This window comes from Streptomyces botrytidirepellens, from assembly GCF_003721215.1.
In the GTDB taxonomy this organism is placed as follows: domain Bacteria; phylum Actinomycetota; class Actinomycetes; order Streptomycetales; family Streptomycetaceae; genus Streptomyces; species Streptomyces himastatinicus.
Map to the genome: position 1 here is coordinate 1 of NZ_RIBZ01000270.1, position 26,800 is coordinate 26,800.

The 26,800-nt window shown below is 67.3% G+C and carries 25 protein-coding genes and 10 pseudogenes; 22 read left to right on the top strand and 13 right to left on the bottom strand.

Annotated features, from left to right (window positions below; genetic code table 11):
• Positions 1 to 122: 122 nt before the first annotated feature.
• The 3 genes and pseudogenes from EEJ42_RS53875 to EEJ42_RS54245 all read left to right on the top strand — a co-directional run.
• On the top strand, positions 123 to 254 hold the full coding sequence (locus tag EEJ42_RS53875; protein WP_281291482.1) for a hypothetical protein: 132 nt from the start codon (positions 123 to 125) through the stop codon (positions 252 to 254).
• A 395-nt stretch (positions 255 to 649) separates the two neighbouring features.
• Positions 650 to 1,204 carry a hypothetical protein gene (locus EEJ42_RS21245; RefSeq protein WP_123101863.1) on the top strand — a complete coding sequence of 185 codons (555 nt, stop codon included), beginning with the start codon at positions 650 to 652 and terminating at the stop codon, positions 1,202 to 1,204.
• A 16-nt stretch (positions 1,205 to 1,220) separates the two neighbouring features.
• Positions 1,221 to 1,641 (top strand): annotated as a pseudogene (locus tag EEJ42_RS54245) (IS630 family transposase); the annotation flags it as partial.
• Positions 1,642 to 1,764: 123 nt separating this feature from the next.
• Here the strand turns inward: EEJ42_RS54245 and EEJ42_RS21255 are convergent.
• The 3 genes and pseudogenes from EEJ42_RS21255 to EEJ42_RS21265 all read right to left on the bottom strand — a co-directional run.
• Positions 1,765 to 2,412 (bottom strand): annotated as a pseudogene (locus EEJ42_RS21255) (hypothetical protein); the annotation flags it as partial.
• 234 nt (positions 2,413 to 2,646) lie between these two features.
• Positions 2,647 to 3,336 (bottom strand): annotated as a pseudogene (locus EEJ42_RS21260) (helix-turn-helix domain-containing protein); the annotation flags it as partial.
• 87 nt (positions 3,337 to 3,423) lie between these two features.
• A complete protein-coding gene (locus tag EEJ42_RS21265; protein WP_046929261.1) occupies positions 3,424 to 3,789 on the bottom strand; it encodes a VOC family protein in 366 nt (121 codons plus the stop codon).
• A gap of 96 nt (positions 3,790 to 3,885) precedes the next feature.
• Between EEJ42_RS21265 and EEJ42_RS21270 the strand changes: the two genes are divergently transcribed.
• The 3 genes and pseudogenes from EEJ42_RS21270 (at position 3,886) to EEJ42_RS21280 (ending at position 6,151) form a co-directional block, all read left to right on the top strand.
• Positions 3,886 to 4,851 carry a helix-turn-helix transcriptional regulator gene (locus EEJ42_RS21270; protein ID WP_123101865.1) on the top strand — a complete coding sequence of 322 codons (966 nt, stop codon included), beginning with the start codon at positions 3,886 to 3,888 and terminating at the stop codon, positions 4,849 to 4,851.
• A gap of 243 nt (positions 4,852 to 5,094) precedes the next feature.
• Positions 5,095 to 5,259: pseudogene (locus EEJ42_RS21275) on the top strand (site-specific integrase); the annotation flags it as partial.
• Between the two features lie 313 nt (positions 5,260 to 5,572).
• Entirely contained in the window at positions 5,573 to 6,151 is a 579-nt protein-coding gene (locus EEJ42_RS21280; protein ID WP_246097100.1) for a rhomboid family intramembrane serine protease, read from the top strand.
• A 270-nt stretch (positions 6,152 to 6,421) separates the two neighbouring features.
• Here the strand turns inward: EEJ42_RS21280 and EEJ42_RS21285 are convergent, their stop codons facing one another.
• Positions 6,422 to 7,510, bottom strand: coding sequence for an integrase core domain-containing protein (locus EEJ42_RS21285; protein WP_123101867.1), 1,089 nt, complete (start codon positions 7,508 to 7,510; stop codon positions 6,422 to 6,424).
• A gap of 88 nt (positions 7,511 to 7,598) precedes the next feature.
• Between EEJ42_RS21285 and EEJ42_RS21290 the strand changes: the two genes are divergently transcribed.
• Complete coding sequence (locus EEJ42_RS21290; protein WP_246097106.1) at positions 7,599 to 7,709, top strand: acyl-CoA dehydrogenase family protein; 111 nt, start codon at positions 7,599 to 7,601, stop codon at positions 7,707 to 7,709.
• A 213-nt stretch (positions 7,710 to 7,922) separates the two neighbouring features.
• Here the strand turns inward: EEJ42_RS21290 and EEJ42_RS21295 are convergent, their stop codons facing one another.
• Both EEJ42_RS21295 and EEJ42_RS21300 read right to left on the bottom strand, forming a co-directional pair.
• Positions 7,923 to 9,035 carry an integrase core domain-containing protein gene (locus EEJ42_RS21295; RefSeq protein WP_123102079.1) on the bottom strand — a complete coding sequence of 371 codons (1,113 nt, stop codon included), beginning with the start codon at positions 9,033 to 9,035 and terminating at the stop codon, positions 7,923 to 7,925.
• A gap of 300 nt (positions 9,036 to 9,335) precedes the next feature.
• Positions 9,336 to 10,295, bottom strand: a complete 960-nt coding sequence (locus EEJ42_RS21300) for a helix-turn-helix domain-containing protein (protein ID WP_123101869.1) — start codon at positions 10,293 to 10,295, stop codon at positions 9,336 to 9,338.
• A gap of 214 nt (positions 10,296 to 10,509) precedes the next feature.
• On the opposite strand from EEJ42_RS21300, the gene EEJ42_RS53880 reads away from it, so the two are divergent.
• The 7 genes and pseudogenes from EEJ42_RS53880 to EEJ42_RS53000 form a co-directional block, all read left to right on the top strand.
• Positions 10,510 to 10,644 (top strand): hypothetical protein, encoded by a 135-nt coding sequence (locus tag EEJ42_RS53880; protein ID WP_281291483.1) that lies wholly within the window; start codon positions 10,510 to 10,512, stop codon positions 10,642 to 10,644.
• A 118-nt stretch (positions 10,645 to 10,762) separates the two neighbouring features.
• Positions 10,763 to 11,608, top strand: a complete 846-nt coding sequence (locus EEJ42_RS21305) for an SDR family oxidoreductase (protein WP_123101871.1) — start codon at positions 10,763 to 10,765, stop codon at positions 11,606 to 11,608.
• A 10-nt stretch (positions 11,609 to 11,618) separates the two neighbouring features.
• Positions 11,619 to 12,055, top strand: a pseudogene (locus EEJ42_RS21310) (nitroreductase family deazaflavin-dependent oxidoreductase).
• Between the two features lie 147 nt (positions 12,056 to 12,202).
• Entirely contained in the window at positions 12,203 to 13,183 is a 981-nt protein-coding gene (locus EEJ42_RS21315) for an aldo/keto reductase (protein ID WP_123101873.1), read from the top strand.
• 143 nt (positions 13,184 to 13,326) lie between these two features.
• Positions 13,327 to 13,866, top strand: coding sequence for an NAD(P)H-dependent oxidoreductase (locus EEJ42_RS21320; protein WP_123101875.1), 540 nt, complete (start codon positions 13,327 to 13,329; stop codon positions 13,864 to 13,866).
• Between the two features lie 256 nt (positions 13,867 to 14,122).
• Positions 14,123 to 14,331: pseudogene (locus EEJ42_RS52995) on the top strand (5,10-methylene tetrahydromethanopterin reductase); the annotation flags it as partial.
• A gap of 226 nt (positions 14,332 to 14,557) precedes the next feature.
• Positions 14,558 to 14,897: pseudogene (locus tag EEJ42_RS53000) on the top strand (metallophosphoesterase); the annotation flags it as partial.
• A gap of 26 nt (positions 14,898 to 14,923) precedes the next feature.
• Here the strand turns inward: EEJ42_RS53000 and EEJ42_RS21335 are convergent.
• Complete coding sequence (locus EEJ42_RS21335; RefSeq protein WP_123101877.1) at positions 14,924 to 15,775, bottom strand: alpha/beta fold hydrolase; 852 nt, start codon at positions 15,773 to 15,775, stop codon at positions 14,924 to 14,926.
• Between the two features lie 101 nt (positions 15,776 to 15,876).
• Between EEJ42_RS21335 and EEJ42_RS21340 the strand changes: the two genes are divergently transcribed.
• Together EEJ42_RS21340 and EEJ42_RS53005 are read left to right on the top strand one after the other, a co-directional pair.
• Positions 15,877 to 16,290, top strand: a complete 414-nt coding sequence (locus EEJ42_RS21340; protein WP_123101879.1) for a winged helix-turn-helix transcriptional regulator — start codon at positions 15,877 to 15,879, stop codon at positions 16,288 to 16,290.
• Positions 16,215 to 16,502, top strand: a pseudogene (locus EEJ42_RS53005) (metallophosphoesterase); the annotation flags it as partial. The gene EEJ42_RS21340 and the pseudogene EEJ42_RS53005, both read left to right, overlap by 76 nt.
• Positions 16,503 to 16,572: 70 nt before the next feature.
• Here EEJ42_RS53005 and EEJ42_RS21350 read toward each other — a convergent pair.
• The 3 genes from EEJ42_RS21350 to EEJ42_RS21360 all read right to left on the bottom strand — a co-directional run bounded on the left by EEJ42_RS21350 (position 16,573) and on the right by EEJ42_RS21360 (position 20,141).
• The gene (locus EEJ42_RS21350) at positions 16,573 to 18,225 is read right to left on the bottom strand and encodes an AMP-binding protein (RefSeq protein WP_123101881.1); all 1,653 of its coding nucleotides are present in this window, start codon (positions 18,223 to 18,225) and stop codon (positions 16,573 to 16,575) included.
• Between the two features lie 150 nt (positions 18,226 to 18,375).
• On the bottom strand, positions 18,376 to 19,008 hold the full coding sequence (locus tag EEJ42_RS21355) for a response regulator (protein WP_123102081.1): 633 nt from the start codon (positions 19,006 to 19,008) through the stop codon (positions 18,376 to 18,378).
• Complete coding sequence (locus EEJ42_RS21360; protein WP_184503192.1) at positions 19,005 to 20,141, bottom strand: GAF domain-containing sensor histidine kinase; 1,137 nt, start codon at positions 20,139 to 20,141, stop codon at positions 19,005 to 19,007. Before EEJ42_RS21360 ends, EEJ42_RS21355 begins: the two co-directional genes overlap by 4 nt.
• 501 nt (positions 20,142 to 20,642) lie before the next feature.
• Here EEJ42_RS21360 and EEJ42_RS54250 point away from each other — a divergent pair.
• Both EEJ42_RS54250 and EEJ42_RS54255 read left to right on the top strand, forming a co-directional pair.
• Positions 20,643 to 20,756, top strand: a pseudogene (locus EEJ42_RS54250) (helix-turn-helix domain-containing protein); the annotation flags it as partial.
• Positions 20,757 to 20,967: 211 nt separating this feature from the next.
• Complete coding sequence (locus tag EEJ42_RS54255; RefSeq protein ID WP_342778305.1) at positions 20,968 to 21,483, top strand: MmyB family transcriptional regulator; 516 nt, start codon at positions 20,968 to 20,970, stop codon at positions 21,481 to 21,483.
• 437 nt (positions 21,484 to 21,920) lie between these two features.
• Here EEJ42_RS54255 and EEJ42_RS21375 read toward each other — a convergent pair whose 3' ends face one another.
• Together EEJ42_RS21375 and EEJ42_RS21380 are read right to left on the bottom strand one after the other, a co-directional pair.
• Positions 21,921 to 22,670, bottom strand: a complete 750-nt coding sequence (locus tag EEJ42_RS21375; protein ID WP_123101885.1) for an SDR family oxidoreductase — start codon at positions 22,668 to 22,670, stop codon at positions 21,921 to 21,923.
• A 14-nt stretch (positions 22,671 to 22,684) separates the two neighbouring features.
• On the bottom strand, positions 22,685 to 23,431 hold the full coding sequence (locus tag EEJ42_RS21380; RefSeq protein ID WP_123101887.1) for an SDR family NAD(P)-dependent oxidoreductase: 747 nt from the start codon (positions 23,429 to 23,431) through the stop codon (positions 22,685 to 22,687).
• A gap of 118 nt (positions 23,432 to 23,549) precedes the next feature.
• Here EEJ42_RS21380 and EEJ42_RS21385 point away from each other — a divergent pair, with 118 nt between their 5' ends.
• The 4 genes from EEJ42_RS21385 to EEJ42_RS21400 all read left to right on the top strand — a co-directional run bounded on the left by EEJ42_RS21385 (position 23,550) and on the right by EEJ42_RS21400 (position 26,504).
• Positions 23,550 to 24,149 carry a TetR/AcrR family transcriptional regulator gene (locus EEJ42_RS21385; RefSeq protein ID WP_123101889.1) on the top strand — a complete coding sequence of 200 codons (600 nt, stop codon included), beginning with the start codon at positions 23,550 to 23,552 and terminating at the stop codon, positions 24,147 to 24,149.
• Complete coding sequence (locus EEJ42_RS21390) at positions 24,146 to 24,274, top strand: hypothetical protein (protein ID WP_425472934.1); 129 nt, start codon at positions 24,146 to 24,148, stop codon at positions 24,272 to 24,274. Before EEJ42_RS21385 ends, EEJ42_RS21390 begins: the two co-directional genes overlap by 4 nt.
• A gap of 360 nt (positions 24,275 to 24,634) precedes the next feature.
• A complete protein-coding gene (locus EEJ42_RS21395) occupies positions 24,635 to 25,078 on the top strand; it encodes an Rrf2 family transcriptional regulator (protein ID WP_123101891.1) in 444 nt (147 codons plus the stop codon).
• A gap of 184 nt (positions 25,079 to 25,262) precedes the next feature.
• Entirely contained in the window at positions 25,263 to 26,504 is a 1,242-nt protein-coding gene (locus EEJ42_RS21400; RefSeq protein WP_123101893.1) for an amidohydrolase family protein, read from the top strand.
• A 16-nt stretch (positions 26,505 to 26,520) separates the two neighbouring features.
• On the opposite strand, the pseudogene EEJ42_RS21405 reads toward EEJ42_RS21400, so the two are convergent.
• A pseudogene (locus EEJ42_RS21405) lies at positions 26,521 to 26,793 on the bottom strand (transposase); the annotation flags it as partial.
• Positions 26,794 to 26,800: the final 7 nt, after the last annotated feature.

Here is a 26,800-nt window from a genome sequence, read left to right on the forward strand (position 1 = left end):
CAACGGCTCGATTCGCGCCCACTGCGCATCGGTTAACGGCATACCCGGACCAACGACCGACTGATCCGAACGAAACGGCCTAGGGCTCTGCGATCGTCCACATATGGGCATGATCGGTGATCGTGGGTATGCGAGTGCTCTACCTGATCTCCTGCCGACTGCTGGACTGCCTCCTCTTGCTGGGCCGGTCGGCCGCCGCGAACAACGCCGAGATCCTCGCTCTCCGCCATGAGGTCGCTGTGCTGCGCCGGTAGATCGAAGCGCCCGCGGCTCTCATGGGCTGATCGTGCCGTGCTCTCCGCTCTCGCACGGCACCTGCCACCCCCATTGTGCCGCCATCGGCTGGTCACCCCAGGCACACTGCTGACCTGGCACCGCCGTCTGGTGCGCTGGAAATGGCGCCAAGCACCGGTCAGACCCGGCCGGCCACCGTTGCCGGAAGAGATGGTCGCCCTCATCTAGTGTCCTGAATCAACGACTCAGGACACTAGTGCCGCATCAGACAACGTTCGCCCTGTTCGGCTGCGGCTTTGGTTCGAAGGGGCACGACCGCAGAACCGGCGGCGGATGAGGACGTCGGCCACGAGGCCCGCGCTAAGTTGAGGATCCTTGGACCTTCAGGGCTGCTCTTCCGCGTAGAGTCTCGATCATGTTCAGGTCAGGGGTGGGGTTCCTCGCGTTGTTCGGGCTCGGCTGGTGGCTGCTGGGCACGAGCGCATTCGACGGGTTGATGCGGCAGGTCCTGGTCGCAGTTGGCTGTGCTGTCATGGTGGGGCTGATGCTCGCCGCGCGCGGATTCCTTCCCCCGTCGGAAGGGAGACCATTTCCCGTTGACCGACGTCGGCGGTTCAACCAGATCAACGGGCTCCAGTGGCTGCTCATCATCGCCATCGCCGCAGTCTGCCGTCACGTCGGGGTGCCGGTGCTCATTCCCCCGCTGATCGCGGTTGTCGTTGGGCTCCACTTCCTGCCGTTGGCGGCGGTGTTCGAGCAGCCCCGACTGCGAATACCGGCGGCCCTGTTGATCGCTTCCGGGGCGGCGGGCATGACCGTCTGGCTCACGAACGGCCCGGACGAGACCGTGCGCCTCGTGGTGGGCCTTATTTCTGCGCTCTCCCTGTGGGGTATGGCGATATGGACAGTGGCAGCGGCGGCAACCGCTGCCGGGCAAGGGGCAGGAAATGAGGGATCTGGCGGCGCGTGACAGGCACCCTGTCCTGGTGACCGAGCGAGTACGCGTGCGTCAGATCGACGATGACGAGGGGCGGCGGCTGCTGCGGATCATCCGCAGGGGCACCGGGTCGGTGGTGACCTGGCGGCGGGCCCAGGTGGTCCTGCTGTCCGCTCAGGGCATGCCGGTGGCGAAGATCGCCGAAGTGTCGTTCACCAGCGTCGACCGGGTCCGCGATGTCCACCTGGAGCCTGACCAAGCTGGCGGACTTCCTGGTCGCGGAGGGGGTGGTCGACGACATCAGCCACGAGGGCCTGCGCATCCTGCTCCGCGAGGAAGGCGTCTCCTTTCAACGCCTGAAGACCTGGAAGACCTCCCGTGATCCCGACTACGCGGCCAAGAAGGCCCGCGTCGAACACCTCTACGCGATCGCCGACGGCGAGGTCATACCCGAAGGGGAAGAGCCCGACTGACGTTGGCCGGTGCGGGCGGTTCGGTACTGTCCGGGGGTAGTTGCTGTTGGGATTGGTGCAGTGCCGGATGTACTCGGTCAGGACTGCTTGGGCGTGGGCCCCGTTGTAGATCAGTATTCGGTCGAGGACTTCGCGGCGTAGGGTACCCACGGCTCGCTCGCAGATGGCGTTCGCCTTTGGTGCCCGAGGCGGGCTGAGCGGGGTTCCCACGTCGTCGGCCTGGAAGACGGCGTCGAAGGCGCTGGTGTACTTGCTGTCCCGGTCGCGGAGGAGGAAGTGCAGGGAGTCCATCCGGCACGTGAGTGTCATAGTGAGGTTTCTGGCCTGTTGGACGGTCCACTGGGTGGGGCGTTCGGTGACGCCGGCGAGGTGAACGCGCCGGGTGTCGTGTTCGATGAAGATCAGGACGTACAGGCGCTTGAGCGCGATGGTGTCGATGTGGAGGAAGTCGGCGAGGATGCCGTGGGCCTGGGCGGTGACGGATTCACGCCAGGTCGGGCCGGGGCGTTGCGGAGCGGGATCGATGCCGGCTGCGTGCAGGATCTCCCAGACTGTGGACGGGGCGATCGGGTAGCTGAGGCGTGCGAGTCCGCCCTGTATGCGGCGGTGGCCCCATGTGCTGTTCTCCTTGGCCAGGCGCACGAGTCCTTCGACGCCGTCTTCGAAGCTGAGGGAATCGAAACCGTCAAGATCGCCCCGCAGTCCCCGCGGGTGAACGCCCTCTGCGAGAGGGTCATCGGGACACTGCGACGCGAGGCCCTTGACCATCTGTCGCTCTGGAGCGAGCGTCACGCTCTCCGTGTTCTCAGCACCTACGCCGGACACTAACGGAAATCGACCGCATCAGGCCCGAGAGCAACTACCTCCCTCGCCGACCACCGCACTGCGCCGCTGACCGACTTGAAAACGCACGACGGCTGTTCCAGAGCCGTGTCCTTGGTGGCCTGATCAATGAGTACAGGTACGCGCCAATGACCAGCAGTGACGCGTTTCTGAACGGCACACCCTCTCAATGGTGACGCCACGGTCAGCGAACCAGTCGACAGCCCGGTGCAGGAAGCCGACGGCGGTGACGGCTGTTTCGTCGTCGTGGACCTCGGTGTAGGCGACGCGGGAGTGGTCGTCGATGACGGTGTGCACGAATGCGTATCCGACCTTCGGGCCGCCGTAGGCGTTGCGTGACTTGCTCTGCGTCGCGGCGCGGTGCTTCTCGCCTTGGTGGCGGCCGACGTAGCGCCAGCCGCCACCGTCGGGGATGTTCCCGAGCTTCTTCACGTCCACGTGCACCAGTGATCCTGGATGGTCGTGCTCATACCGGCGGACGGGCTCACCGGTCTCACGGTCGACGTAGGCGAGTCGGTTCAGGCGGGCCGATCGCAGGATTCGATGCACTGTCGACGGGGCGATATTGAGTCTCGCAGCGAGCTGGACCGGCCCTTCCCGCAGACGTAGTCGCAGGCTGACGCACCTCTTCGTCACGGTCTTGGGTGTCTTGGCCGGAGAGCTCCGCGGTCGTGGGGATCGGTCCTGCATGGACTCGCCTGCGAGGTAGCGATCGACCCAGCGCTTCACGGTCGGCCAGGACACCTGGAAGCGGGCCGCGACTTCGCTGATTGGCCAGCCGTCGTCAGCGACGAGTCGAGCGACTTTCAGCCGGTGGCGCGGGGTGAGGGCCGCGTTCGAATGCGACATTTCTGAGCTCCTAGACAGGCTGAAAGGCCGGCCATGGTGTGTGGCCGGCCCTTCAGCTTGGAGATATGCGGGGAGGGATAGTGCAGGTCAGTCGACCGGGGAGACTCGGATGAGGTTGCCGTCAGGGTCCGTAATCACGAACGTGCGGCCGAAGACAGCATCATGCGGCTCCTGCACAACGTGGACCCCCTTCGAGGCCCACCTCGTGAAGATCTCGTCAATCGCCTGCGATGGCCCCGGCACCATGAGTCCGATCTCTGTCGTACGAGGGAGGCTCGGGACCGCGTGCTCGCTGTAGCCCGTCCACAGTGCGAACAGGACACCGGGGGCAGCTTCGAAGGCTACGTAGTGGGGACTGGTGAAGGTCGGTTCGATCTCGAACAGGTCGCTGTAGAAGGCGGTGGCGGCCTCGGCGTCGCGGACGCCGATCAGGAACAGGTTCGGTGCGGGCATGGAGTGCTCCTCAACTCGTTGATTTCTCGGTCCAGCACCCAGTGGATCACCCAATCGCGACGGAACCTGTCACCTTTTCTGAGAACATGGGTAAGCATGAAGGCTTCAAGACTCCTGCATCTCCTGCTGCTCCTGCAGACCCGTCAGCGGCTCACTACCACGGAGCTCGCCGCGCGTCTTGAGGTGTCCCGGCGGACTGTGCTGCGGGACGTCGAGGCGCTATCGACAGCGGGCGTGCCCGTCTATGCCGAACGTGGGCGGAACGGCGGGATCGTCCTGCTCCCCAGTGCACGGCTCAGCGCATCCCATCTGGAACCACCAGAACTGGAGGCCCTATCCGTGGCCGGCTTGGACAGCGCACTACGTGAGCGAATGGGCCTAACTGCGGTGTGGGAGTCGGCCGAGCGCAAGATCGCCGCCCGCCAGGCTGCAGCACCTGAGTCGCCGAGCCCGCTGCGGCTGGCTGACCTTGTGCTTGTCGACAGCACCGCGTGGTTTGCTGCCCCCGAGGCAGCGGTCGAAGTATCGGATCTGGCCTCGACCCTGCGACACCGGCGACGCCTTCGAATCCTGTACCGGCGCAGCGCCGAGAGCCAGGCCTCGACACGGGTGGTCGACCCGTACGGGATCGTGGCGAAATCAGGTCGCTGGTATCTCGTCGCCGATGACCAGGGCGACAGCCGGCTGCTCGCTCTGGAACGACTGTCGGCCTTCGAACAGCTAGACGCACCAGCCGTGCTCCAACCAGGCGAAACCCTCCGCACCAGATGGGCCGTGTTGAAGAAACGCACTGAGGAGCAAGATCGCGTGAGCGTGACCATCCGCCTGCCGGAAAAGGGTCTCGACCTGGCGCGGCGCATCCTCGGCACCCGCATCCACCATGTCTCCGACGCGGAAAAAGGCTCGTGCGTCGTCGTCGTGCGCTACCCCGACATCGAGTCGGTGCGTCAGCTTCTTCAGTTCGGCGACCACATCGAGGTGCTCGCCCCTGAGACGGCCCGCGCACGCATCAGTCAGCTCGCCAGGGACCTGGCTGACAGTCACTCAACCCCCGCATCATGATTGCCGATCAGGTCCCCTGTTCTCAATCAACGTGCCCGGTCAGTACAGCTAGCGATGGCCCCAGAGACCCGTGCCACACACCCATCGGTTCACTCGATCCGGTCACCCAGGAAGTGGCTTGCCTCAGATTCGGGCCATCGGAATGCAACACGGCCAGTTGTCAGCGTCGCGAACGCGTCGTCCTCCACCACCCAGCTCAATGACACACGAACCCATCTGCACACAGCCTCTGCGGACACAAGCCATTCCTCCCTGACTCTCCTCAGCGAGCAAGGCGCGTCGCTGCTGATGCTGATGGCGAAGTCGAGGCACAAGAAGCCGGAGAACGTCCGCCGCTACTTCAAGCCCTCCCCGGACGCGATCGCCGAGCTCACCAGCCTTCTTGCTCCCGGCGACGCGCGGCGCTGAACATGGGGGATCGCCGCCAAAAGGGGCCACGGCGATCCCCCGGACGCGCCAGCGGTGCAACAGGAACACGCCCACCTGCTGGGCCTGCTGATGCTGTCCTGGACCGAGGCGGCGAGATGCACTCCACCGCGGCCTACCGCGCGATGCTCGCCCGCGCCGGCCTGACCGAGGCGCAACATCACAGCCGCCCCGGCCTGCCGTTGAGTGCTTTGGTCGGCTTCCGACCGTCGGATGACGTCTAATGGTGCTCGTGCGCAACACAACAACCCCCCGCAGCCGCTCAGTTACCGCACGAGACGGCAAAGGAGATTCGATGCGTGGCCGCACACCGGTGGCGACCCTGTCCGTGCTGATCGTCACGGGGGCGGTGACCGTCTGGCAGTTCCGCGACCCCCAGCTGCTCGACCAGTTGCGCCGCGACCGCGATCTGCTGACGTCCGGCGAGTGGTGGCGTGCGGTCACGCCGCTGCTCGTGCAGGACCCGCCCTGGCAGGCGTGGGCCACCGTGCCCGGCATCTTCGTCCTCGGCGTGAACGTCGAGAAGTTCTTCGGCGGCCTCGGCATGCTCACCGTCTACCTCGGCTCCGGCCTCGCCGGCGAGGCCTTCGGCTATGCCCTTCAGCCGCACGGCGCGGGTAACTCCGTGGCGGACTGCGGCATGATCGGCGCCCTTGCCGTGTATCTGCTGTCCGAAGCGGGCAGCGATGTGCTGCAGTTGCGTCTCTCGCCCCCTGCCCGCCGCACCCTCGCGACCGTACTCGCCACGGCCGCACTCGCCACGGTCACAGCCGTCACGGCGCTCACGGGGGACATCCACGGTCCCGCCACGGTGGCAGGGGCCGCGATCGGCGCGCTCCTGCTGCGACGCACGCGCCCCCGCCGAGCGGCCTGACGCGGCGGATGTGTTCCCGGCGAGCGGGCTGCTGTGGCAGGTGTGTTCCCGGCGAACGGCCTGACATGGCCGCGGCACGGCCTCGGTGTGCCAGGAACGATCCTGCGCTCTCGCCGGTCTGCCGGTTCCCTGGCGAGGGCGACCTTGCCATGGGTGCCGCGGTGCCATCCGTACCGCCGTCGCCGACCCCTGCCCGAGCGCACCGTCGTCGACCTGGACGCCCCGGCCCCGGAGCTGCCGGTGTGCCGTTCATAAACGCGTCACTGCTGGTCATGCCGCGTATCTGTACTCATTGATCAGGCCGCCAAGGACACGGGTCTGGAAGAGCCGTCGTGGGGTTTTCAGGTCGGTCAGCGGCGCGGTGTGGTGGTCGGCGAGGGGAGGTAGTTGCTCTCGGGCCTGATGCGGTCGATGTCCGTTGTAGTGTCCGGCGTAGGTGCTGAGAACACGGAGAGCGTGGCGCTCGCTCCAGAGCAACAGGTGGTCGAGGACCTCGCGCCGCAGTGTCCCGATGGCCCTCTCACAGTGTGCGTTCATCCGTGGGGACTGCGGGGCGGTCTTGACGGTTTCGATGCCCTCGTCTTCGAAGACGGCGTCGAAGGATTCGGTGTGTTTGCTGTCCCGGTCGCGGATCAAGAAGCGCAGTGACTCCAGACGCATGCCCTCGTCGAAGGCGAGGTTTCGGGCCTGCTGGGCCGTCCACTGTGCGGTCGGATGCGCGGTTACGCCGGCGATGTGGAGGCGGCGTGTGCCGTGCTCGAGGAAGACCAGCGCGTAGACCCGGTGAAGATCCACCAGATCGATGTGCAGGAAGTCGCAGGCGATGATGGCGTCGGTCTGGGATGTCAGGAACTCGCGCCATGTCGGCCCGGCGCGGCGGGGAGCCGGGTCGACACCGGCTGCGGTCAAGATCTTCCAGACGGTGGAGGCGCCGATCCTGTTGCCCAGCCGGGCGAGCTCCCCCTGGATCCTGCGGCAGCCCCAGCGCGGGTTCTCCCGCGCCAGCCGCAGCACCAACTTCTTCACGGCTTTCGCTGTCGCCGGCCGGCCCGGCCTGCTCCGGCACTCGCCGTAGTCCCACCTGCGTGCAACGAGACGCCGATGCCAACCCAGCAACGTCCCTGGTGTCACAGGGAACACCTGAGCCCAGCGACGCCGGGGTATCAGCGAGGACAATGCCGCGAACCACAACCGGTCCGCCCACTGGTATCGCACGGGACTCGCAAGTTGCCTGCGCAGCACCGCGTTCTCGTGCCGGAGCACGAGCAACTCAGCGTCTCTGGACGTCTGCCGACGCAGCAACACTGCTGGGACCGAAACAAGCTTCCGCGTGACCTGATACGCCAGTGACACGATCACCTGGACATGGCCCGGCGCGCCTGCTGATCCCGCCAGACCGCCTACGACCTGCAGCGACGCATTTCTGAACGGCACAGGCTACGGCTACATCAACGAATACCGCGTCGCCCGGGCTTGGAAAGATGCCCGCGTCACCAAGATCTGGGCGGGCTCCAACGAAATCATGCGCGAAGTCATCGGCCGCGATCTCGGCCTCTAACCTCGATCGCTCATGAGGGTTCGTCAGCTTGGTGAGGGATCCTTTGCGGTGAGTGTTGGTGGGGGTTTTCGGAGTTGAGCGCCCGGCTGTCGCGTCGGGTGTGCGCCGGGTTCCACGGCTCCGGTGGGGGTGGTGCTGCTCGCAGGGACGGGAAGGTGCTGGTCAGCCGGGGTTCGGGAGGGCGTGGAGCCGTGAAGGGTGCCAATATTCCGATCAGGCTGCTGAGCTGGGCGTTTCCTGTGGATGATGAGGCACTCGGGGTGACATGGTGCGGTACTCGTTGAGCAGTCCGCCAAGTACCTGGCGACGCCTGACCGTGGCAGCGGGCAGGGGGATAACATTCGGGTCGTCGTCTGGTGCCGGTAGGCCGAGGCTGCGGTGGGCCCGTCCCGCGTTGTAGTGCTCGGCGTACTGAGTGAGGACGGTGCGCAGGTGCCGTTCGCCGGTGATCAGGAGTCGGTCGGTGCACTCGGTGCGGGCTGTGCGTATCCATCGTTCGGCGAACGCGTTGGACTGTGGGCTTTGTGGCGGAGTCGGGATGACGGCTGTGCCGTTGCCGGCGAAGACGGCGTCGAATGCGGCGGTGAACTTGCTGTCCCGGTCACGAATGAGGAACCGGAAGCGCCCGGCTCGGTCCTCGAGGTCCATGAGCAGGTTGCGGGCGAGTTGGGTGGCCCATGTGCCGGTCGGGTGGGCGGTGACGCCCAGGACATGGACGCGCCGGGTGGCGATCTCCATGACGAAGAAGACATAGAGGCGCTTGAGGAAGACGGTCTCCACGCGCATGAAATCGCAGGCGAGCAGCGTGTGGGCCTGTGAGCGCAGGAACGAGCGCCAAGTCTGCTGGGAGGCGCGCTGCGGTGCGGGCGGTAGGCCGGAGCGGCGCATGACGCGCCGGATCGTGGCGGCGGCGACCCGATGTCCGAGCCGCCGCAGCTCACCTTGAATCCTGACGTACCCCCAGGTCGGGTTCTCTCGCGCCAAGCGCTGGATGAGCGCGACCGTCTCTTCTGGCAACGGTGGCCGACCGGGTCCGACCGCCGTCTGGCGCCACTTCCAGCGCACCAGACGTCGGTGCCAGGTCAGCAGCGTGCCCGGGGTGACCAGCCGATGGCGACGTAAGACGGAGGGAAGGTGCCGTGCAAGAGCGGAGAGCACGGCACGATCAGCCCACGAAAACCGCGGCCGCTCGACCTGCTGGCGAAGTACAGCGACCTCATGACGAAGCACGAGGATCTCAGCATGGTTCGCGGCGGTCGATCGGCCCAGCAAGGATAAGGAGCCCAGTAGTCGACAGAAGATCAGGTAGAGCAGTCGCAGACCCACAATCATTGATCATGCCCACACGCAGGCGATCGCAAAGCCCCAGGTCAACCACCGTACGACGATAAAGACACCCTTCAAGAGTTCCGCTTCAGTGTATGAACTCCACCATGTCGCTGACCTGGGGAAATACGATTCGATATAAGTGGCCGGTGACGCGGGGTTGAATGCAGCCCGGTGGCGACCATTCGCTACGGTCTTCTGTGACGGTCTCGAAAACGAGGTCGACACGGAACACGGCGGACCGTGCCGCTACGTCAGAGCCGTTGACGACTTCGCGGATCGACTCGCGTGGCTCGTCGGTCAGTCGGGTTTCTCGGATGAGTCGGCCGACTGGGAGTCGTTGGTCGGCGCGGACCGCTCGATGTCGTCGTTGGTCGCGGCCCAACTGGCCAGCAGGTTGAGGGCGTCCTGTGAGGGTGAGTGGGGCTCGGCGGTGTAGGTGAGGAGGAACTGGCTGGGGCCGTCGCCGAGTGGGAAGGTTTCGAAGGGCAGGTCGAGGTCGCCGACGACCGGGTGGTGGAGGAGCTTCACCCCAGTGGTGTGCATGCGGACGTTGTGGGCCGCCCAGCGGCAACGGAATTCCTCGCTGCGGGTGGACAGCTCCCCGATCAGGTCCGAGAGTCGCCGGTCGTAGAGATCGCGGCCGGCCTCGGCACGCAGCATGGCGACCGTGTCATTGGCGACTTCGTCCCAGTGGCGGAAGAACTCGGTCGCGTGCGGGCTGAGGAAGACGAACCTGGCGTTGTTGGGCGGACGCGCCGGGTCGGCGTAGACCGGTGAGAACAGGGCGCGGCCGAGGTGGTTGGCGGCCAGGATGTCCCCGCGTCCGCTGAGGACGAACGCGGGCGTGCCGGTCATCGAGTCGAGGACGCGCTGCACCGCGGGCCGCACGCGCTGCTGGGCGGGTCGGCGGCGTGGCGGACGGGTCGTGCCGGCGCCGCGCAGGAGGTCGAGCAGGTGGATTCGTTCGGCCTCGTCGAGTTGGAGTGCTTGCGCGATGCCTTCGATGACGCTCTCGGAGACGCCGGTGGCGTTGCCGCGCTCCAGCCGGGTGTAGTACTCGCTGGAGATGCCCGCGAGCAGGGCGACCTCCTCGCGGCGCAGCCCGGTGACCCGTCGGCGGTCTCCGCCGTACGTGGGCAGTCCGGCCTGCTCGGGGGTGACCTTGGCCCGTCGCGTGCCCAGGAATTCCCGGATCTCCGCGCGAAAATCATCACGAATGTCGCGTTTGGTGCCGTTCGTGTCGTTTCTGCCTACCATACGCTCCACTCTACGAGCGCTTCCGTCGGGTTGGGGGTCCCTGTGAGTGACCCCCTCATCAGGGACTCCCACGCTCCCGTGACAACCGGTTCTGTTGGTGGTGCACCGCCCACGGCGGTGTGAACGGCCCGGACACGGCGGCGCCTGTGCCGCTGGTCTCCAGCCCTTCCGCGGTGCCGTCGGCGCCGTGATCACCGGAGTCAGAAGGACGATCATGCGTCGATACACCAAGCCGGCCGCCGTAGTCACGGCTCTGGGAGCGCTCAGCCTCGGCGTCGCCCGCATGGTCACCCGGCCCCGTCACGCCTCCATCGGCGAGCTGTGGATCATGCCCACCGAAGAAGCCTGACGCCGTCCGACCCGCCCGATCCTCCCCGTCCACCGCCCGGCCGGCCGCCGGGACGGGCACGACGCATCACCACCGCACACACCGGGTGCCGGATACGGCGCCTGAAAGGAAATCCCTCATGAGTAAGGTCATTCTCGTCACCGGTGCCGGACGCGGTCTGGGCACGGACATCGCCCGCGAGGCCCTCGCCGCGGGCCACCAGGTCGTCGCCACCGGCCGCCGCCCCGAGGAGGTCGAAAAGACCCTCGGCGGGCCGCAGGACAACCTGCTGGTCACCAAGCTGGACGTCACCAGCCTGGAGGACGCCGAGGCCGCCGCGCAGGCCGCCGTCGACCGCTTCGGCCGCATCGACGTCCTGATCAACAACGCCGGGAATCTGTTCACCGGTTACTTCGAGGAGATCTCGCCCGCGCAGATGCGCCGGCAGTTCGAGACCAACCTCTTCGGCCCGATGAACGTCACCCGCGCTGTCCTGCCGATCATGCGCCGCCAGCGCGCCGGGCACGTCATCACCATCACCTCGACCGCCGGCCTGGTCGGCATGGAGTTCACCTCCGCCTACGCCGCCTCCAAGTTCGCGGAAGAGGGCTGGATGGAGTCCCTGCGCTACGACGTCGAGCCGTACAACATCCACACCACGGTGGTGGAGCCCGGCTACTTCCGCACCGAATTCCTCGTGGAGGGCTCCACCACCTGGCCCGAGCTGTCCATCGACGACTACGCCCCGCGGACCGCCCCGCGGATCGAGGGCATGAAGAGCATGAACGGCAGGCAGCCCGGCGACCCCGCCAAGCTCGCCCGCGCCCTGCTCACCATCGCCGGCCAGGACAAGCCCCTGCCGCGCTTCGTCGCCGGGGCGGACGCCATCGAGGCCGCCGAGGCCAAGGCGAAGGAACTCCTCGCCCAGGCCGAAGCCTCACGCGAACTGGGCGACAGCCTCGCTTACGACGACACCCACGCCTGAGAGGGGCAACATGCCACTCAAAGGCGACTACGAGCCGAGCAAGGCGCAGTTCGTACGTGATCACGTGGAGCTGTACGAAAGCTCCGGCGGTACACAGGGAACGACGCTGAGTGTCCTGGTCACACGTGAAGAAGACGAGAAGCTGGGAGACGTGCCCGTCGTCATCCTGACCACCCTGGGCGCGAAGAGCGGCAAGATCCGCAAGTCCCCGGTCATTCGGGTGGAGCACGACGGCTCCTACGCCGCCATCGCCTCCGCGGGAGGAGCCCCCAGCTCCAGGACGGCCCGGTGCGCCAGGACATGCTGGCACGCGAGGCGACCGGCAACGAGAAGGCCCTGTGGTGGGCCCGAGCCGTCGAGGCCTTCCCGGAATACGCCGAGTACCAGAAGAACACGGACCGCGAGATCCCGGTCCTCGTTCTGGAACCGGCTGCCCAGGAGTACTGACCCGGCACAGCCTGTTCAGCCAACCGATCCCCGCCGCCTGTCACTGGCAACACCGGCCTGGCCTACGGCCACCCCGAGCCTGAGCGCGTACCGCACTGATCACGACCACCGACCGGGCCTGACAGCCGTCACGACAAGGAGTACCTGATGAAGCACGTATCACTGGGTGGGCTTGATGTCTCCCGCATTGGCCTGGGAGCCATGACCATGGCCGGCGTCTACACCACGGGCGGGGGCCTCGACGACGCCGAGTCGAACCGCACCATCCACCGCGCCCTGGACCTCGGGGTCACCCACATCGACACCGCCGAGATCTACGGCCCCTTCCACAGCGAGGAACTCGTCGGCAAGGCCATCAAGGGTCGGCGCGACGACGTCGTGGTGGCGACGAAGTTCGGTCTCGTCTCCCACGCCGGCGGCGGCCCCGGCGTGATCGACAGCAGCGCCGACAATGTGAAGGCCGCGGTCGAGGGCTCGCTCATGCGGCTCGGCACCGACCACATCGACCTGTACTACCAGCACCGCGTCGACCCGAACACGCCCATCGAGGAGACCGTCGGCGCGCTGGCCGAGCTGGTCGCCGAGGGCAAGGTGCGCCACATCGGCCTCTCGGAGGCCGGTCCCGAGACGATCCGCCGGGCACACGCCGTGCATCCGGTGGCCGCGCTGCAGACCGAATACTCTCTGTGGACCCGCGACGTCGAGGCCGAGATCCTCCCGCTGCTGCGCGAGCTCGGCATCGGGTTCGTTCCCTACTCGCCGCTCGGCCACGGCCTGCTGACCGGGCAGATCCGCACCGTCGACGACTTCGCCGACGACGACTGGCGCAAGACCAACCCGCGCTTCACCGGCGAGAACTTCCAGCGCAACCTGCGCATCGTCGACGAAGTGCAGGCCATCGGTGCCGAGATCGGAGCCACCCCGGCACAGACCGCGCTGGCGTGGCTGCTGACCCGCGGCGACGACATCGCCCCCATCCCCGGCACCCGCCGGGTCTCGCGCGTCGAGGAGAACACCGCCGCCGACGGCATCGAACTCAGCGCCGCACAGCTCGACCGCCTCAACAACCTCACACCGGCCGCGGGCGAGCGCCACGACGAGGCCAACATGGCCAGCATCGACCTCTGACCGCCGGCGCCGCTGAGCCCGGCTCAGCCCGCGCTCCCGGACTTCGCGAAGGACTGACGCCCCGGCGAAGCTCCTGACCCGTCATACCCGACCAGCCTGCATCTATTAACCCATTTCACTGATCACTGAAAAGGTTCCTCATCATGTCCAAGGTTCTCCTTGTCGTAGGCCACCCCGACCTGTCCCAGTCGAAGGCCAACGCGGCGCTCGTGGACGCCGTCCGCGACCTGGCACATGTCACCGTGCACGACCTCTACGCCACCTACCCCGACTTCCAGATCGACACCGACGCTGAGCAGGCGCTGCTCGCCGAGCACGACGTGATCGTCTTCCAGCACCCGGTGTTCTGGTACAACACAACCCCTCTTTTCAAGCAGTGGCAGGACAAGGTCTTCACCCTTGGCTGGGCCTTCACCATGGACGGCTCTGCCTCGCAGCTGGCCGGCAAGAAAGCCGTCGTCGCCGTCACCGCCGGCGTCCCCGCCGACCACTACACCCCCGAAGGCGCGAACCAGGCCACCCTAGAGACGCTCCTCAGCAACTGGCACGCGACCCTGCGGCTGTGCCAGTTCGACATCCAGCCGATGGTCAAGCTGTACGGCACGGCTTTCGGCCTCTCCGACGAGGACCTGACCACCGCCGCCAAGCAGTACAACGAACTGCTCGCCTCCTTCGCCGCCTGACGTCGCTCTCACCACCGTGGCCGCTTGCCCTCGAGAGGACGCGGTGGTGATGGGTCATACCAGTCTCCGGCCGCCCTTCGCCGTATCGGCGTCGAGCGGCCGGAGACCTGACCGCGCAACCACAAGGTCCGCAACGCCCACCAGCTTGCCGAGACGGCCCCCCAGGTCGCGAGCGACAGCACACCAGCTGGCCGGAGAGCAGCTCACTGCCCAGCTGATACACACTCGGAGCAGGCCGCTCCGGAGGTGATGGTGGCGTAACTCCCCGGACGCGGTACGCGAGTTCCGGTTCTACTTCGACGTCGCACCGGTGTACGGGCACGGTACCTCCCTGGAGGGCTTCATAACCCAGACCCGTTGACCATCGGCTCGCCGGAACAGGTGGTCGAGAAAATGCTTTCCTTACGGCGTACGCCGGTGACCACCAGCGGCAGTTTTCTCTTCGACCACGCGGGGCTGCCGCTGTAGTCCGTGCTGGGCAGATCGACCTGCTTGGATGGTGAGCCGTTCGAGGGGGCGGGGCAAAGACCATCCAGTTCGTCCGCACCTCTGAGAGCTGGCGGATCGCAGCGTTCGCCTGGTACGACCAGCCCCCTGACGGCCGGCCTGCCGCGGCTTGACCATGGCCGATACCGCTGGCCGCGCCGCAGATGCCGAAGGCCACGCAACGCCGTAAGCGGAACTCGCCGCCGGCGGGCCCCGGCCGGTGCCGGGCGCGCACGGCGTGTCCGGCACCACCCCGGAAACCGCGGCGACCGTCACCATGGCGGAGCATCCGCCCACACCGGAACCCGAATCCCCGCCGCGCCCTGGAACGGCGAACCCCTCACGCCGCCTGTTCGTCTCCCGCGTCATAGGCGGCAGCGCCGCGGCCATCGCCGTCGGCACCGTCGGCCACGGCACGGTACGGCGTGCTCCGCGGCCCCAAGGTCAAGCACCTCACGGTTCCGCTGGCCGAACTCCCGCGCAGAGCACACGGTTTCCGGATCGCCGTGGTCAGCGACATCCACCTCGGCTCGGTCCTAGGTCGTGTATCGAATGTCAGCCCCCGGCCCGGTCACGCTGCTTTCGCGTCCTCACCGGCCAGGAACGGATACAACAGCGTGAGCAGAGCGCGCGGCCGGTGTAGCGGGATGATGTGGCCGCAGTCTTCGATGACATGTCCGGTGAGATCGTCGGTGACCGGGCGGAGTTGGCGTTCCAGCGCAGCACCGACAGGCCGGGCGCCCAGCGCCATCGTTGGCACCGTCAGGCGGGCAGTGGCGACCGCCTGCTCGATCTGTACCGCGCTCTCGGGCAGGGCCCGGTAGTACGAGAACGCGCAGCTCAACGCCTGGCGGCCGGTGTATGCGCGGACGAAGGCGTCCCGGAGGGCGGGGCGCACCCCGTCGCCGAGCGTGCCGGCGCTCAGAAACCAGTCGACGTAGGCGGCCTCGTGGCCATCCAGCACCGTCTCGGCAAGGCCGGGCGCGGCGGAATGGAAGCCGAACCACCACGGCGGCCCGTCGGCGAGGAAGTCCTCGGCGCCGGGTAGCCTGCCCAGAAGGGACTCCATGACGACCAGGCGCCGGACGAGACCGGGGCGGCGCAGGGCGAGGAGGAAGGCCGGCGCGGTGCCCGCGTCGATGCCCACCACCGCGACCGAGGACACGCCGAGCGTGGTGAGAAGCGCCGCGGCGTCCTCGGCCAGGGTGTCCGCGTCGTACCCGGAGGCGGCCCGGCTGCTCGCGCCGAACCCGCGCAGGTCCGGCGCGATGACGCGGTAGCGGCCGGACAGACCGGCCATCACGTCCGTCCACAGCTCCCAGGTATGCGGGAAGCCGTGCAGCAGCAGGACGGCCGGGCCCGATCCGGCGAGGGCGACGTTCAGTTCGACACCGTTGGCGGGGACGCGTCGCAGCTCAGGCATGGAGGGGCTCCAGGGGTGGTGAGTGATGGTGACTAGGTCACGCTAGGGAACTATGCTGGTCCGCCCAAGACGGCACTTTCCCTTCAGGTGGTGAGCCCCGGGTGACCACGTCGAAGCCCGGCGGACGTGACCAGCGGCCCGGTGAGCGCGGTGACCTGCTGGATCCGCGCTGCCCGACCCGCCAGTTGCTCGACCGTATCGGCACCAAGTGGACGTCGATGGCGGTCAAGGTGCTGGCCGAGGAGGCTCCCGGCGAGCTCCGTTTCGCGGAACTGCGGCGCCGTATCCCGGGCATCTCACAGAAGATGCTCTCCGTCACCCTGCAGAGCCTGGTCCGCGATGGCCTGGTCGCGCGCCGCGTGGAACCCACCGTGCCGCCCGCCGTCCACTACCGGCTCACCGAGCTCGGCCTGTCCCTCGAAAGACCGCTCTCCGCCCTGCGGGTCTGGGCCGAGACGCACATGCCGGAGATCGACCGCAGCAACCAGCTCGCCGACGAGTCACCCCCCAACTAGGTCGTGGTTTCGCCCAGCGTGTCGTCGACACGATCAACGCCACTCAGCCCGGCCTCATCCCCGTCGTAGGTGACCTGGTCGACGGCAGCGTGAAGGACCTCAGCCCGGCCGCTGAACCGCTCGCCGGGCTGCGGGCCCGTCACGGGACGTTCTTCGTCACCGGCAACCACGAGTACTACTCCGACGCCGAGCAGCGGGTCGAGAAAGTACGGGTGGATGGGCGGGGGCGATGGACCTCATCCACGGCGCGCGGAGGTCTGGGCCGTGATCCCGGCGAGCACGTCAGCCGTGGGGAGTGGGGGCGGCGTCGCCGAGACCGAACTGTTGGACGGCAATCTCGCGCAGTTCCACCTTGCGGATCTTTCCGGTGACGGTCATGGGGAATTCGTCGATGGTGCGTACGTAGCGCGGGATCTTGTAGTGGGCGAGCTTGCCTCGGCAGAACTCATGGACGGCCTCGGTGGTGAGCGGCTCAGCACCGTCCTTCATTCGCAGCCAGGCCATCAGCTCTTCGCCGTACTTCGCGTCGGGCACGCCGACGACCTGTGCGTCGAGGATGTCGGGATGGGTGTAGAGGAACTCCTCGATCTCGCGGGGGTAGATGTTCTCGCCGCCGCGGATGACCATGTCCTTGATCCGGCCGGTGATGCTGACATAGCCCTCGTCGTCCATGACCGCCAGATCCCCTGTGTGCATCCAGCGCTCGGCGTCGATGGCCTCGGTGGTCTTCTCCGGCTGGTTCCAATAGCCCAGCATGACCGAGTACCCGCGGGTGCACAGCTCGCCGGCCTCGCCCCGGGGCACCGTCAGGCCGGTCACCGGGTCCACCACCTTGACCTCCAGGTGCGGTCCCACCCGGCCCACCGTGGAGACACGACGGTCCAGCGAGTCGTCCGCCCGGGTCTGGGTCGAAACGGGCGAGGTCTCGGTCATCCCGTAGCAAATGGAGACCTCCTCCATTCCCATCCGCTCGATGACCTGCTTCATTACGTTGATCGGACAGGGCGAACCCGCCATGATGCCGGTCCGCAGACTGGACAGGTCGTAGGAGTCGAAGTCCGGATCGGCCAGCTCGGCGATGAACATTGTCGGCACTCCGTACAGCGAGGTGCACCGCTCCGCCGCCACCGCCTCGAGGGTGGCTTTGGGGTCGAACGAAGGCCCGGGGATCACCATGGTCCCGCCGTGGCTGGTACACGCGAGATTGCCCATCACCATGCCGAAGCAGTGGTAGAAGGGTACTGGGATACAGACCCGGTCCTCCTCGGTGTAGTGGCACAACTCGCCGACGAAGAACCCGTTGTTCAGGATGTTGTGGTGCGACAGAGTCGCCCCCTTGGGGAAGCCGGTCGTCCCCGACGTGTACTGAATATTGATCGGGTCGTCGGGGCTCAGGCCCGCACCGATGTCGGCCAGACGCGCACGGTCGCTGGAGAAGCCGGTCTCGATGAGCTCGCTCCACGAATCCTGGCCGATGAGCAGAACATCCTTCACCGTCGGACAGTTCGGAAGGGCTTGGGCGAGCATCGCCGCGTAGTCGGAGGTCTTGAAGGTCGGCATGGCCACCACCGTGCGGACGCCTGCCTGGTTGAGGACGTACTCCAGCTCGTGAGTCCGGTAGCTGGGGTTGACGTTGACCAGGATGGCGCCGATTTTCGCGGTCGCGTACTGAACAAGGGTCCACTCCGCGCAGTTCGGCGACCAGATACCCACCCGATCACCCTTGGTCACGCCCGACTCCAGCAGTCCGAGCGCAACCGCGGCCACCCCCTCGGCAAGCTCTCGGTAGGTCCATCGCCGCTCCGTCGGGACGTCAACGAGAGCGTCCCGTTCGCCGAAAGCAGCCACGGTACGGTCGAATTGGCTGCCGATGGTCTCGTCCAGCAACGGCGTCTCAGAGACGCCCGAGGCATAACTGAGATGAGGCGTAACCATGAAAGCTCCTTGAAACACGTCGAATTGAAGGCGAGTCGAATGGGGAGATTGGCGAAGATCGAGGCCAACTCGGCCGTTGCGGGTCTCTACCTCGGCGGTTGGCTGCGGATCGTCTACCGACCTCGTCGGGTCGGTGAGGTCACAGCGCCGCTAGAGGATTCCGTATTCGCTTGCCCGGGCCAGAGCTTCGACGCGGTTGCGGGCGCCCAGCTTCTCCAGGGTTCGCTGGAGGTAGGTCTTGACGGTGTTGCGGGCAAGGCCGAGAGCCTCGGCGATCTCCGGATTGGTTTCGCCCATCGCGACCCTGCGCAGGATCTCGTACTCGCGGCGGGTGAGACCGCATTCTTTGAGCTTCCTTGCCAGCAGCACATTGAAGTCGGGCGCGAGATCGGTGGAGTCCACGCGTTCGCCGGCGTTCACCCGGCGGATGATCTCCACCAGATCGGAACGCTCGGTGTCTTTGACGACGAAGGCGTGGGCTCCGGCGTCGAGTGCCGCGTCCAGAGCCGCGTGCTCGGGATACGCGGTGAAGATCACTACCTTGACGCCGGGGGAGTGCGCGCGCAGTGCCCGGATCACTTCAGGGCCGAGCATGTCCGGCAGCCGCAGGTCGAGCAGGACGACATCGGGCTGGAGACGTCCGGCGGCCGTGATGGCCTCGCGCCCAGAGCGGGCGTAGCCGGAGACGGTGATCCACGGAGTGTTGCTGAGCGCCATGGTGACGCCGTCGAGGACGATGGGGTGGTCGTCCACGACCAGCACCCGGATCACTGACGTGATCATGCGGGGACCCACGCTTGGACGGTGACGCCGCCGTCTTCGTTGCCACCGATGTCCAGCTGCCCACCGACCCGGGCCAGGCGCTCGGACATGGTCGACATACCGAGTCCCTCCGGGCCCCTCCCCGCGGTCGGCAGGCCCACACCGTCGTCGCTGATCCTCACCGTCACCCCGCCTGAGACGGCGAACACGCTGAGCACGACGGAGCGGGCCTTGGCGTGTTTCTCCACGTTCAGCAGCGCTTCCCGGGCCGTGCCGGAGAGCGCCCCGATGCATGCCGAGGACATGGCCGGCAACTCGGTGACGGTGATGAGGCGGGCGGCGATGCCCGTGCGCTCCTCGAAGGCGCGGCAGTCGCCACGCAGGGCCACGCCGAGACTGACCTGCTCACGCGGGGCGCTCAGCGCGTGCAGTGACCCACGCAAGGCGGCCGCCGCTTCCCCAGCCTGCTGCTCGATGTCGCCCAGCCGGGACTGAACGGCATCCCCGGAAGGCAGGTCGTCGATCAGCGCGCGGATCCCCGCGCCAATGGTGAACAGCATGGCACCGACGGTGTCGTGCAGGTCGACGGCGACGCGGCGCCGATCCTCATGGACGGCGACCTCGGCAGCGTGCTTGGCCCGCTCGGCGACGACCGCGGCGGCGGCGGCACGGCCGGCGGCCTGCTCCAGCGCCTGTGTCGCCCGGTCACCGAACGACGACGTGAACCGGTTGGCTCCGTACAGCACACCCAGCAGCTGGTCCTCATAGATCATGGGAACGGCTATGACCGCGCGCAGGCCCTCACTCTCCACCTGAGACCTGAAGTGGTGCGTGATGTTCTCAGCGCACTGGTAGTCGCTCACAGAAAGCAGACGGCGGTGCTCGATCACCTGCCCGCCGAGCCCGCGGCCTCTGGGCACGGTGAGTCCGTTGATTGCGGGTGTGCGCGTGTTCACCATGTGTCGCAGCACGATCTGATCGCCGCCGTCCGGTTCGCCGACCCATGCCACATCGACACCGCTCGAGGCCGGGACGTCGTCCACGATCCGGCGCATTGCGGTGGAACCGTCGAAGAGGGCCAGGATCTGGCTGTAACCATCGGTGAGTTCGGAGAGCAGGTTCACCTGCGGCGGCCTTGGCCGCTTCAGTGCCATAAAAGACATGCTATGAGGCCTTCCGTCGGGCCACCAGGGTTAACAAGCCCGTAATACAGTCCTGCGGCCGATCGTCACTGCAAATCCGTTCCCGCGCTATCTCCAAGTGGAGACCTCCGCTCGGAGACCTCCGAAGAGCTATCAGGCCGCGGCCGGAACGGTCCTTGAGAAGGAGCCGCGCCCCGTAAAGGTTCCGCACGGCCGCACCCACCAGCGGTGGTCACCGCGAACAGCAGCAGCGTCCGGCTCAGCCACGGGGAAGAGCGAGTCGAACTGTCGCTGCGGGCGACTGCACGAAGGCGTTCTGGTCGTCACGCCATCAAGCAGGCCAGACCTCGATGCCGGGGTCGAGGCCCTGCTGAACCAGGTACTGGCAGGTCCTCCCTCGTTCCAGGCAGCCGACCTAGCATCGAATGTATGGACCAGCGACGTCAGATCCGGGAGTTCCTGTCCTCGCGGCGGGCACGCATTACGCCGCAGCAGGCGGGGCTGTCGGTGCCGATGCGTGGTCGGCGGGTTCCGGGGCTGCGGCGCGAAGAGGTGGCGACCCTCGCCGGGCTGAGTGTGGACTATTACAACCGGCTCGAGCGAGGCAAGCTCGCCGTGGCCTCGGACAGCGTGCTGAACGCCATCGCACGTGCGCTGCAACTCGATGACGTCGAGCGGGAGCATCTCTTCGACCTGGCTCGTGCCGACCAACCCGCTGCCCGGCCTCGGACGCGTCGGGCGGGCGCTTCTTCAGTGGCTCCCGGGGTGCAGGCGGTGCTCGACGCGCTGGTCGGCGTGCCCGCGCTGGTGCGCGGCCCCATTGCTGGACGTAGTGGCCATGAATCACCTCGGCAGGACGCTCTACGCACCGGTGCTCGAGGATCCGCGGCGTCCGGCGAACTTCGCCCGTTTCACCTTCCTCGACCCCCGGGCCCGCGACTTCTGGGTGGACTGGCCGAAGGTCGCTGGTGACATGGTCGGTCACCTGCAGGCAGCGGCCGGGCGCGATCCGCACGATCGCGCACTCACCCAGCTCGTCGGGGAGCTGTCGACCTGCAGCGAGGAGTTCCGGGTCTTCTGGGCACGGTGCGACGTCCGGGTCCACCCCCGCGGTGTCAAAGGTTTCAAGCCCCCCGTCGTCGGCAGCCTCGAGCTGGCCTTCGAGGTCATGCACCTTCCCGCCGAGCAAGGCTTGCTCCTGGTCGCCTACACCGCGGTGGCCGGCACCCCCTCGCACGACAACCTGTCCCTGCTCAACGCCTGGGCTGCCACCCCAGGGCAGGAGACGAACCAGCACCCCCAGCCACCGACCTCAGCCCGCCCACCGGGCGCCGACGACAACAAAAGCGGGTGATCCGGCCGTCACGTACTGCGGTCGCCACTTCCCAACCACCCGCGCGGCCTCGTTCGGATCACCGGCCCGGACTCACGCACGCCACTTCCGCGACGCCCATATGCCCCTGTGGGGCTCGAATAATCGTCGCTCCTGGTCAAGAGGTATATCTGTACTCGTGGCCCCGGTCGGCCGCTGCGACGCCGCCCGCGTTGCCCTGGCACGACTCGTACGGCGGTCCCTTTGGCGGCCGGGCCTTGCATGTGGCGGGGGCCCGAAGAGGGGGCTGCACAGTCCCGGTCTCGGCCGTTCTCGAGGTGGGCTGACCAGCAGAATCCACCTGGCCTGCGATGTCTATGGCCGCCCGCTCACCTTCACCGTCACGAGCGGGAACACCAACGGCTGCACGCAGTTCACCACCGTGAAGGAGGCGATCCGGGTGCCCCGCCCGTGCAGTACTAGTACGCGAGCTGCCCGATGCCCCCGTCAACGCGCAGCACAGTCCCCGCGGTGTAAGTGGATTCGTCCGAGGCGAGATAGACCGCTGCCTTCGCCAGCTCGGTGGCGGTTCCCAGGCGATGGAGAGGCACGGTCTGCCGGAGTTCTTCGTAGAGGGCGGCCTGGCGCTCGGGGCCCAGCGGCGCGAACGCGTTGGTGATCGTCGGGCCCGGGCTCAGTCCGTTGACGCGAACGCCCCGGTCCTTCAGCTCATGGGTCAGCCCGCGGGTGTAGGAGAGCAGGCCCGCCTTGGCCGCACCGTAGACCGTCGCGTTCTCGTGTCCGATGTAGGCGGAGACCGAGCCGACGAGGATGACCGAGGACTGCTGCGAGAAGAGCGGTAGCAGGTCCCTGATCAGGAAGAACGGCGACTTCAGATTTGTCGCGAGGAGCCTGTCGAACGCCTCCTCGGTCCATGCCTCGATGGGGAGGTGGGTGACGTCGGCGGCGTTGCTCATCAGGATGTCGAGCTTCGGCCATTCCGCCCGGAGCCGCGCCGCGAGCGCCGCCTGGCCGGGTACGTCGCCGGCGTCACTGGCGATGGTCAGCAGCGGGCCGTCCAATTGCCGTGCTGCCTCGTCCAGCTTTTCCTGAGAGCGGCCGGTGATGGCGACAGTCGCCCCCTCGGCGAGGAACTCGCGGGCCGTTTCCAGGCCGATGCCGCTCGTCCCTCCTGTGATCAGCGCGTGCTTTCCCGCGAGACGATCCATGTTTCTGGCCCCTTTCAGATTGCGGTGCGGCCACCGTCGACGGCCACGATCGCGCCGGTCATGTAACTGGCCCGGTCACTGGCGAGAAAGGCGATCACGTGGGCCACCTCGGCCGGGTCGGAGGTGCGCTTGAGTACGGTGGCCAGGCCCATGCCACCCATGTCCGGTCCCATCGCCGCGACCACCTTCGAGGTGCGCATCGGGCCCGGAGCGACGGCGTTGACCCGCACGTTCGACTCGGCGAATTCCGCCGCCCAGGTGCGGGTCAGCGATTCGAGCGCCGCCTTGGTGGCGCCATAGACGGCCATGCCCGGCATGCCGAGGCCGGCCGCGGTGGAGCTGACGTTGACGATGCTGCCGCCGCCCGCGGCCATCTTCTCCGCGAGCAGAGCGGTGAGCAGGAACGGGGCACGCACATTGACCGCGAAGGCGGCGTCGTAGCTCGCGAGATCCTGCCCGGTGGTCGGGGATAACGTCATGACGCTTGCGTTGTTGATCAGGATGTCGACGGCTCCTGCGTCCGCGGCCAGCTGCCGCACGCCCGCCACATCGGACACGTCGGCGGCGACGAAACGCACCGTCCCGGCGGAAGTGCCACCGGCTGCGCCGAGGTCTTCCACGACCTGGGCGCCGCGCTGTGGATCGGTGCCGGTCAGGATCAGGTCGGCTCCGCCCGTGGCCAGAACCTTGGCGGTCGCGTGCCCGAGTCCGCCGATCGCGCCGGATCCGGTGACGAGTGCCGTCTTGCCTGCGAATTCCATTGCTTCGCCCTTCGTGCCGGCCGGCGAGCGACCGACTTCTGTGCGTGCGTTCAAGAAGTGACTCAACGGAAGCTACGACTTCTTGAACAAGGAGTCAAGAAGTCGTAGTATCGGGCACGTGGCACGAACCGGACGCCCCCGCGAGTTCGACAAGGAACAAGCGCTGGAGCGGGCACTCGAACTGTTCTGGTCCCGGGGGTACGGGGCGACGTCGGTCCAGGACCTGGTCGATGCGCTGGCCGTCGAGCGCGGCAGCCTCTACGGCACATTCGGCGACAAGCGCCGCTTCTACCTCGAAGCCGTCAGGCTCTACTGGGAGGTGTACGAGCGGCACCTGATCACCGCCCTCGACACCAGCCAGCTCCTGCCCGCCCTGCGGGAGATCCTGACCCATCCCGCGCGGCTGGACGAACTGATCTCCGACGTGGGCGTGCCGCAGGGCTGCCTGGTCGGCAACACGACCGCCGAACTCGTCCCCCAGGACAGCGAAGCCACGGAGATCGTCACCCGCTCGTACCACCGGTTCACCGACATCGTCACCGACGCGCTCCGCCGCGCGCAGGCCGCCGGAGAGGTCACCGACAAAGCCCGTCCCGCGGCCCAGGCCCAGATGCTGCTCTACCTGGTCCAAGGTCTCTCGCTCGTATCGAGGGCGGGGCTCGACAGGGCTGCGGCCCTGGCGGCGATCGACACGGCGCTGGACGGGCTGCGGGCGTGACCGGAGCTCTCGGGGCGGCGCTGATCGACCCGGTCCACATGCTGGCCGAGCGGGCGATGGCGAACGGCGACGCAGTCTCCGAGGCGCTCGACGCGGATCCCGAGCCGGTCGCCCGCGGCGACTGATCGATCGTTTCGGAATGAGAAGTGCAGGCGGGGCAGCTGTCACTCGTCGAGGCGTTGCAGGATCCGTGTGAACTCGCCGCGTTCGATCAGACCTGTGCGGCCCCGGGTCGTGTCGCTGATGCCGGCATCACGGACGATGGGCCCGCCCGAGCACCCGAGTCGGAGGAGCCCCTGGTGGAGGTAGGCGCGTATCTCGTAGTGGATGCGGCAAGCCCCCGAAGGCGTCGGGTCATGAAGGCGATGAGCCGACCAGGGTGCATCCGGCCTGCTCAGGTCCGAGGTCCCCGGACGACTCGGTTGACCATCGAATCATCTGCAACTAGTTTGGTGGCAGTTTGCTGGCGGCGACAGGAGTCGGAGATGGCGGGGCTCAGCAGCAGGAGCGCGGTCGCGATTCACGCGCTTGCGATGCTGGCGCACCGGCGTGGAGGCTCGTTGACTTCCGCGGAGATCGCGGACAGCCTCGAAAGCAATCCAGTTCTTGTGCGGCGCATCCTCGGCCGCTTGCGAGACGCTCACCTGGTGCGGTCCACCGAGGGGCGTGGAGGTGGCTGGTCCCTTGCTCGCACCCCGCGGGACATCACGCTCTATGACGCGTACGCCGCCGTGGAGGGGGAGCAGGTCTTCTCGAGGCACCTCCATCCGCCCAGCGGGGCGTGCGTGGTCGGCCGCAACATCGGCAATCTGCTTGACGTCGAGTTCCAGAACGCGGAGCGAGCTCTGGAGGAGCGGCTCGGCCGGACGACGATCGCCGCCCTGCTGCAGCAGATACTGGCCTCCGACAACGAAGCGAAGGACCGCTGATTCAGCGGTGACGCATACACGTCCTGCGTCTTGACGCACGCCCCAACTGTAACTCGCTTAGTTGCAGTTTGCTCCGGGGTGCGGTGCTCCAGGGCCTCCCGGCTCCCGGTGTCAGCGGCGGCACGGTCCATCTACACGCACCCGAACCTGAACACCTACTCAGAACGTGCCAGGAGTGAGAGCGATGAACCAGAAAGACGAAGCGATCGCGAGCGCCGAGGCTCGCGGTCCTGCGACCTACGACCTCGTGATCAGTCGCGCACGTGTCTTCGACGGCCGCCAGGCGCTCACCGGTCTGTATGACGTCGCCGTCGACGGCGCACGGATCGCTTCCGTATCGGCCGAGCCGCTCAGGGGCAGACAGGAGGTGGATGCCGCCGGAGGATGGGTCATGCCGGGACTGATCGACACTCATATCCACTTCTACGACGTGCGCGCGGTCTCCGATCCCGATTCGATGCGGGCCTTCGAGGAGAACGAGCTTCCCGGACGGCTCGGGCTGTTCCTCGACCACGGGATCACCACCATCAAGTCGGTGGGCGATCCGACGGACGGAATCCTGGCCACACGGGCCAGAATCGCCGCAGGCACGCTGAGTGGCCCGCGACTGCTGGCGACCGGTTGCGGCATCACCGGACGCGGTGGGCACCCCGCCGCCACTGTCTTCAGCGACAACCCCTGGGCGCGCGAGCGCTTCACGAGAGAGGCCGGCAGCGTGCAGGAGATCCGCGACCTGGTGCACCACCTGGCTGACCGCAAGGTGGACGCGATCAAACTCCTGTCAGAGGGGGCGTGCCCACACTCCGGCGGGCCGAAATACCTCTGGCAGAATCCTGCCTTTCCGGATGGTGTCGAGTTGGAACGGCTTCCCCTTGACCTCCTTCGGGCGGGTATCGAGACCGGGCACGAGCGGGGTCTTCGGGTCACCGTCCACACCACCCAGCAAGCCGCGGCACGCGAGGCGATCGAGGCCGGGGCAGACGGCCTGGAGCACGGGGTCACCGTCGAGCCCCTCACCGACCGCTCGCTCATCGACCTGATGCTCGAACACGGCATCACCTACACACCCACGCTCTGGATCGACGACGCCCACCCGGACGCCCGTGGCAATCTCCGGAAGGTCGCCGAGGCCGGCGTGCACATCGCGCTGGGCAGCGACACCTTCAGCGGTCGGGGCCTGTTCGGAGCCAACACTCTGGAAGAGGCCGAACTCATGGTGGCGGCCGGGATGACGCCCACCCAGGTACTGGCCGCAGGCACCAGCGGTGCGTCGCGGCAGTGTGTCCGCCCCGACCTCGGCACGGTGGCCCCTGGCAAGCGCGCCGACCTGCTCGTGCTGAACGCCGATCCCACCACGGACATCCGCAACGTACGCGACCTCCGCGTGGTGATCCTGAACGGCGAACTCGCCGTCGACAAGCGCTAGGCAGCGCCGTCCGGAATCACTGGGCGGACCAGAGGAAGGCGCCCGCGGTGTGGAGTCCGGCCAGATGGACGGTGGCGGTCTTCTCGTGGCGGGTGGCGATGCCTCGCCACTGTTTCAGGCGGTTGACGCACCGCTCGACGGTGCTGCGCTGCTTGTAAGTCTCGCGATCGAAGGCCGGTGGCCGGCCGCCTCGGCCGCCCCGACGGAGCCGGTGGCTCCGCTGGTCCGCCGGGACGGGGATCGCTGCCCGGATGCCGCGCTCGCGCAGGTGCTCGCGGATCGCGCGGGAGAAGTTA

Bases quoted from the DNA above. Each gene is read 5' to 3' on its own strand.
- EEJ42_RS21245 (WP_123101863.1), top strand. From the start codon at position 650: ATGTTCAGGTCAGGGGTGGGGTTCCTCGCGTTGTTCGGGCTCGGCTGG.
- EEJ42_RS21265 (WP_046929261.1), bottom strand. From the start codon at position 3,789: ATGCCCGCACCGAACCTGTTCCTGATCGGCGTCCGCGACGCCGAGGCC.
- EEJ42_RS21270 (WP_123101865.1), top strand. From the start codon at position 3,886: ATGAAGGCTTCAAGACTCCTGCATCTCCTGCTGCTCCTGCAGACCCGT.
- EEJ42_RS21280 (WP_246097100.1), top strand. From the start codon at position 5,573: ATGCGTGGCCGCACACCGGTGGCGACCCTGTCCGTGCTGATCGTCACG.
- EEJ42_RS21300 (WP_123101869.1), bottom strand. From the start codon at position 10,295: ATGGTAGGCAGAAACGACACGAACGGCACCAAACGCGACATTCGTGAT.
- EEJ42_RS53880 (WP_281291483.1), top strand. From the start codon at position 10,510: ATGCGTCGATACACCAAGCCGGCCGCCGTAGTCACGGCTCTGGGAGCG.
- EEJ42_RS21305 (WP_123101871.1), top strand. From the start codon at position 10,763: ATGAGTAAGGTCATTCTCGTCACCGGTGCCGGACGCGGTCTGGGCACG.
- EEJ42_RS21315 (WP_123101873.1), top strand. From the start codon at position 12,203: ATGAAGCACGTATCACTGGGTGGGCTTGATGTCTCCCGCATTGGCCTG.
- EEJ42_RS21320 (WP_123101875.1), top strand. From the start codon at position 13,327: ATGTCCAAGGTTCTCCTTGTCGTAGGCCACCCCGACCTGTCCCAGTCG.
- EEJ42_RS21335 (WP_123101877.1), bottom strand. From the start codon at position 15,775: ATGCCTGAGCTGCGACGCGTCCCCGCCAACGGTGTCGAACTGAACGTC.
- EEJ42_RS21350 (WP_123101881.1), bottom strand. From the start codon at position 18,225: ATGGTTACGCCTCATCTCAGTTATGCCTCGGGCGTCTCTGAGACGCCG.
- EEJ42_RS21355 (WP_123102081.1), bottom strand. From the start codon at position 19,008: ATGATCACGTCAGTGATCCGGGTGCTGGTCGTGGACGACCACCCCATC.
- EEJ42_RS21360 (WP_184503192.1), bottom strand. From the start codon at position 20,141: ATGGCACTGAAGCGGCCAAGGCCGCCGCAGGTGAACCTGCTCTCCGAA.
- EEJ42_RS54255 (WP_342778305.1), top strand. From the start codon at position 20,968: ATGAATCACCTCGGCAGGACGCTCTACGCACCGGTGCTCGAGGATCCG.
- EEJ42_RS21375 (WP_123101885.1), bottom strand. From the start codon at position 22,670: ATGGATCGTCTCGCGGGAAAGCACGCGCTGATCACAGGAGGGACGAGC.
- EEJ42_RS21380 (WP_123101887.1), bottom strand. From the start codon at position 23,431: ATGGAATTCGCAGGCAAGACGGCACTCGTCACCGGATCCGGCGCGATC.
- EEJ42_RS21395 (WP_123101891.1), top strand. From the start codon at position 24,635: ATGGCGGGGCTCAGCAGCAGGAGCGCGGTCGCGATTCACGCGCTTGCG.
- EEJ42_RS21400 (WP_123101893.1), top strand. From the start codon at position 25,263: ATGAACCAGAAAGACGAAGCGATCGCGAGCGCCGAGGCTCGCGGTCCT.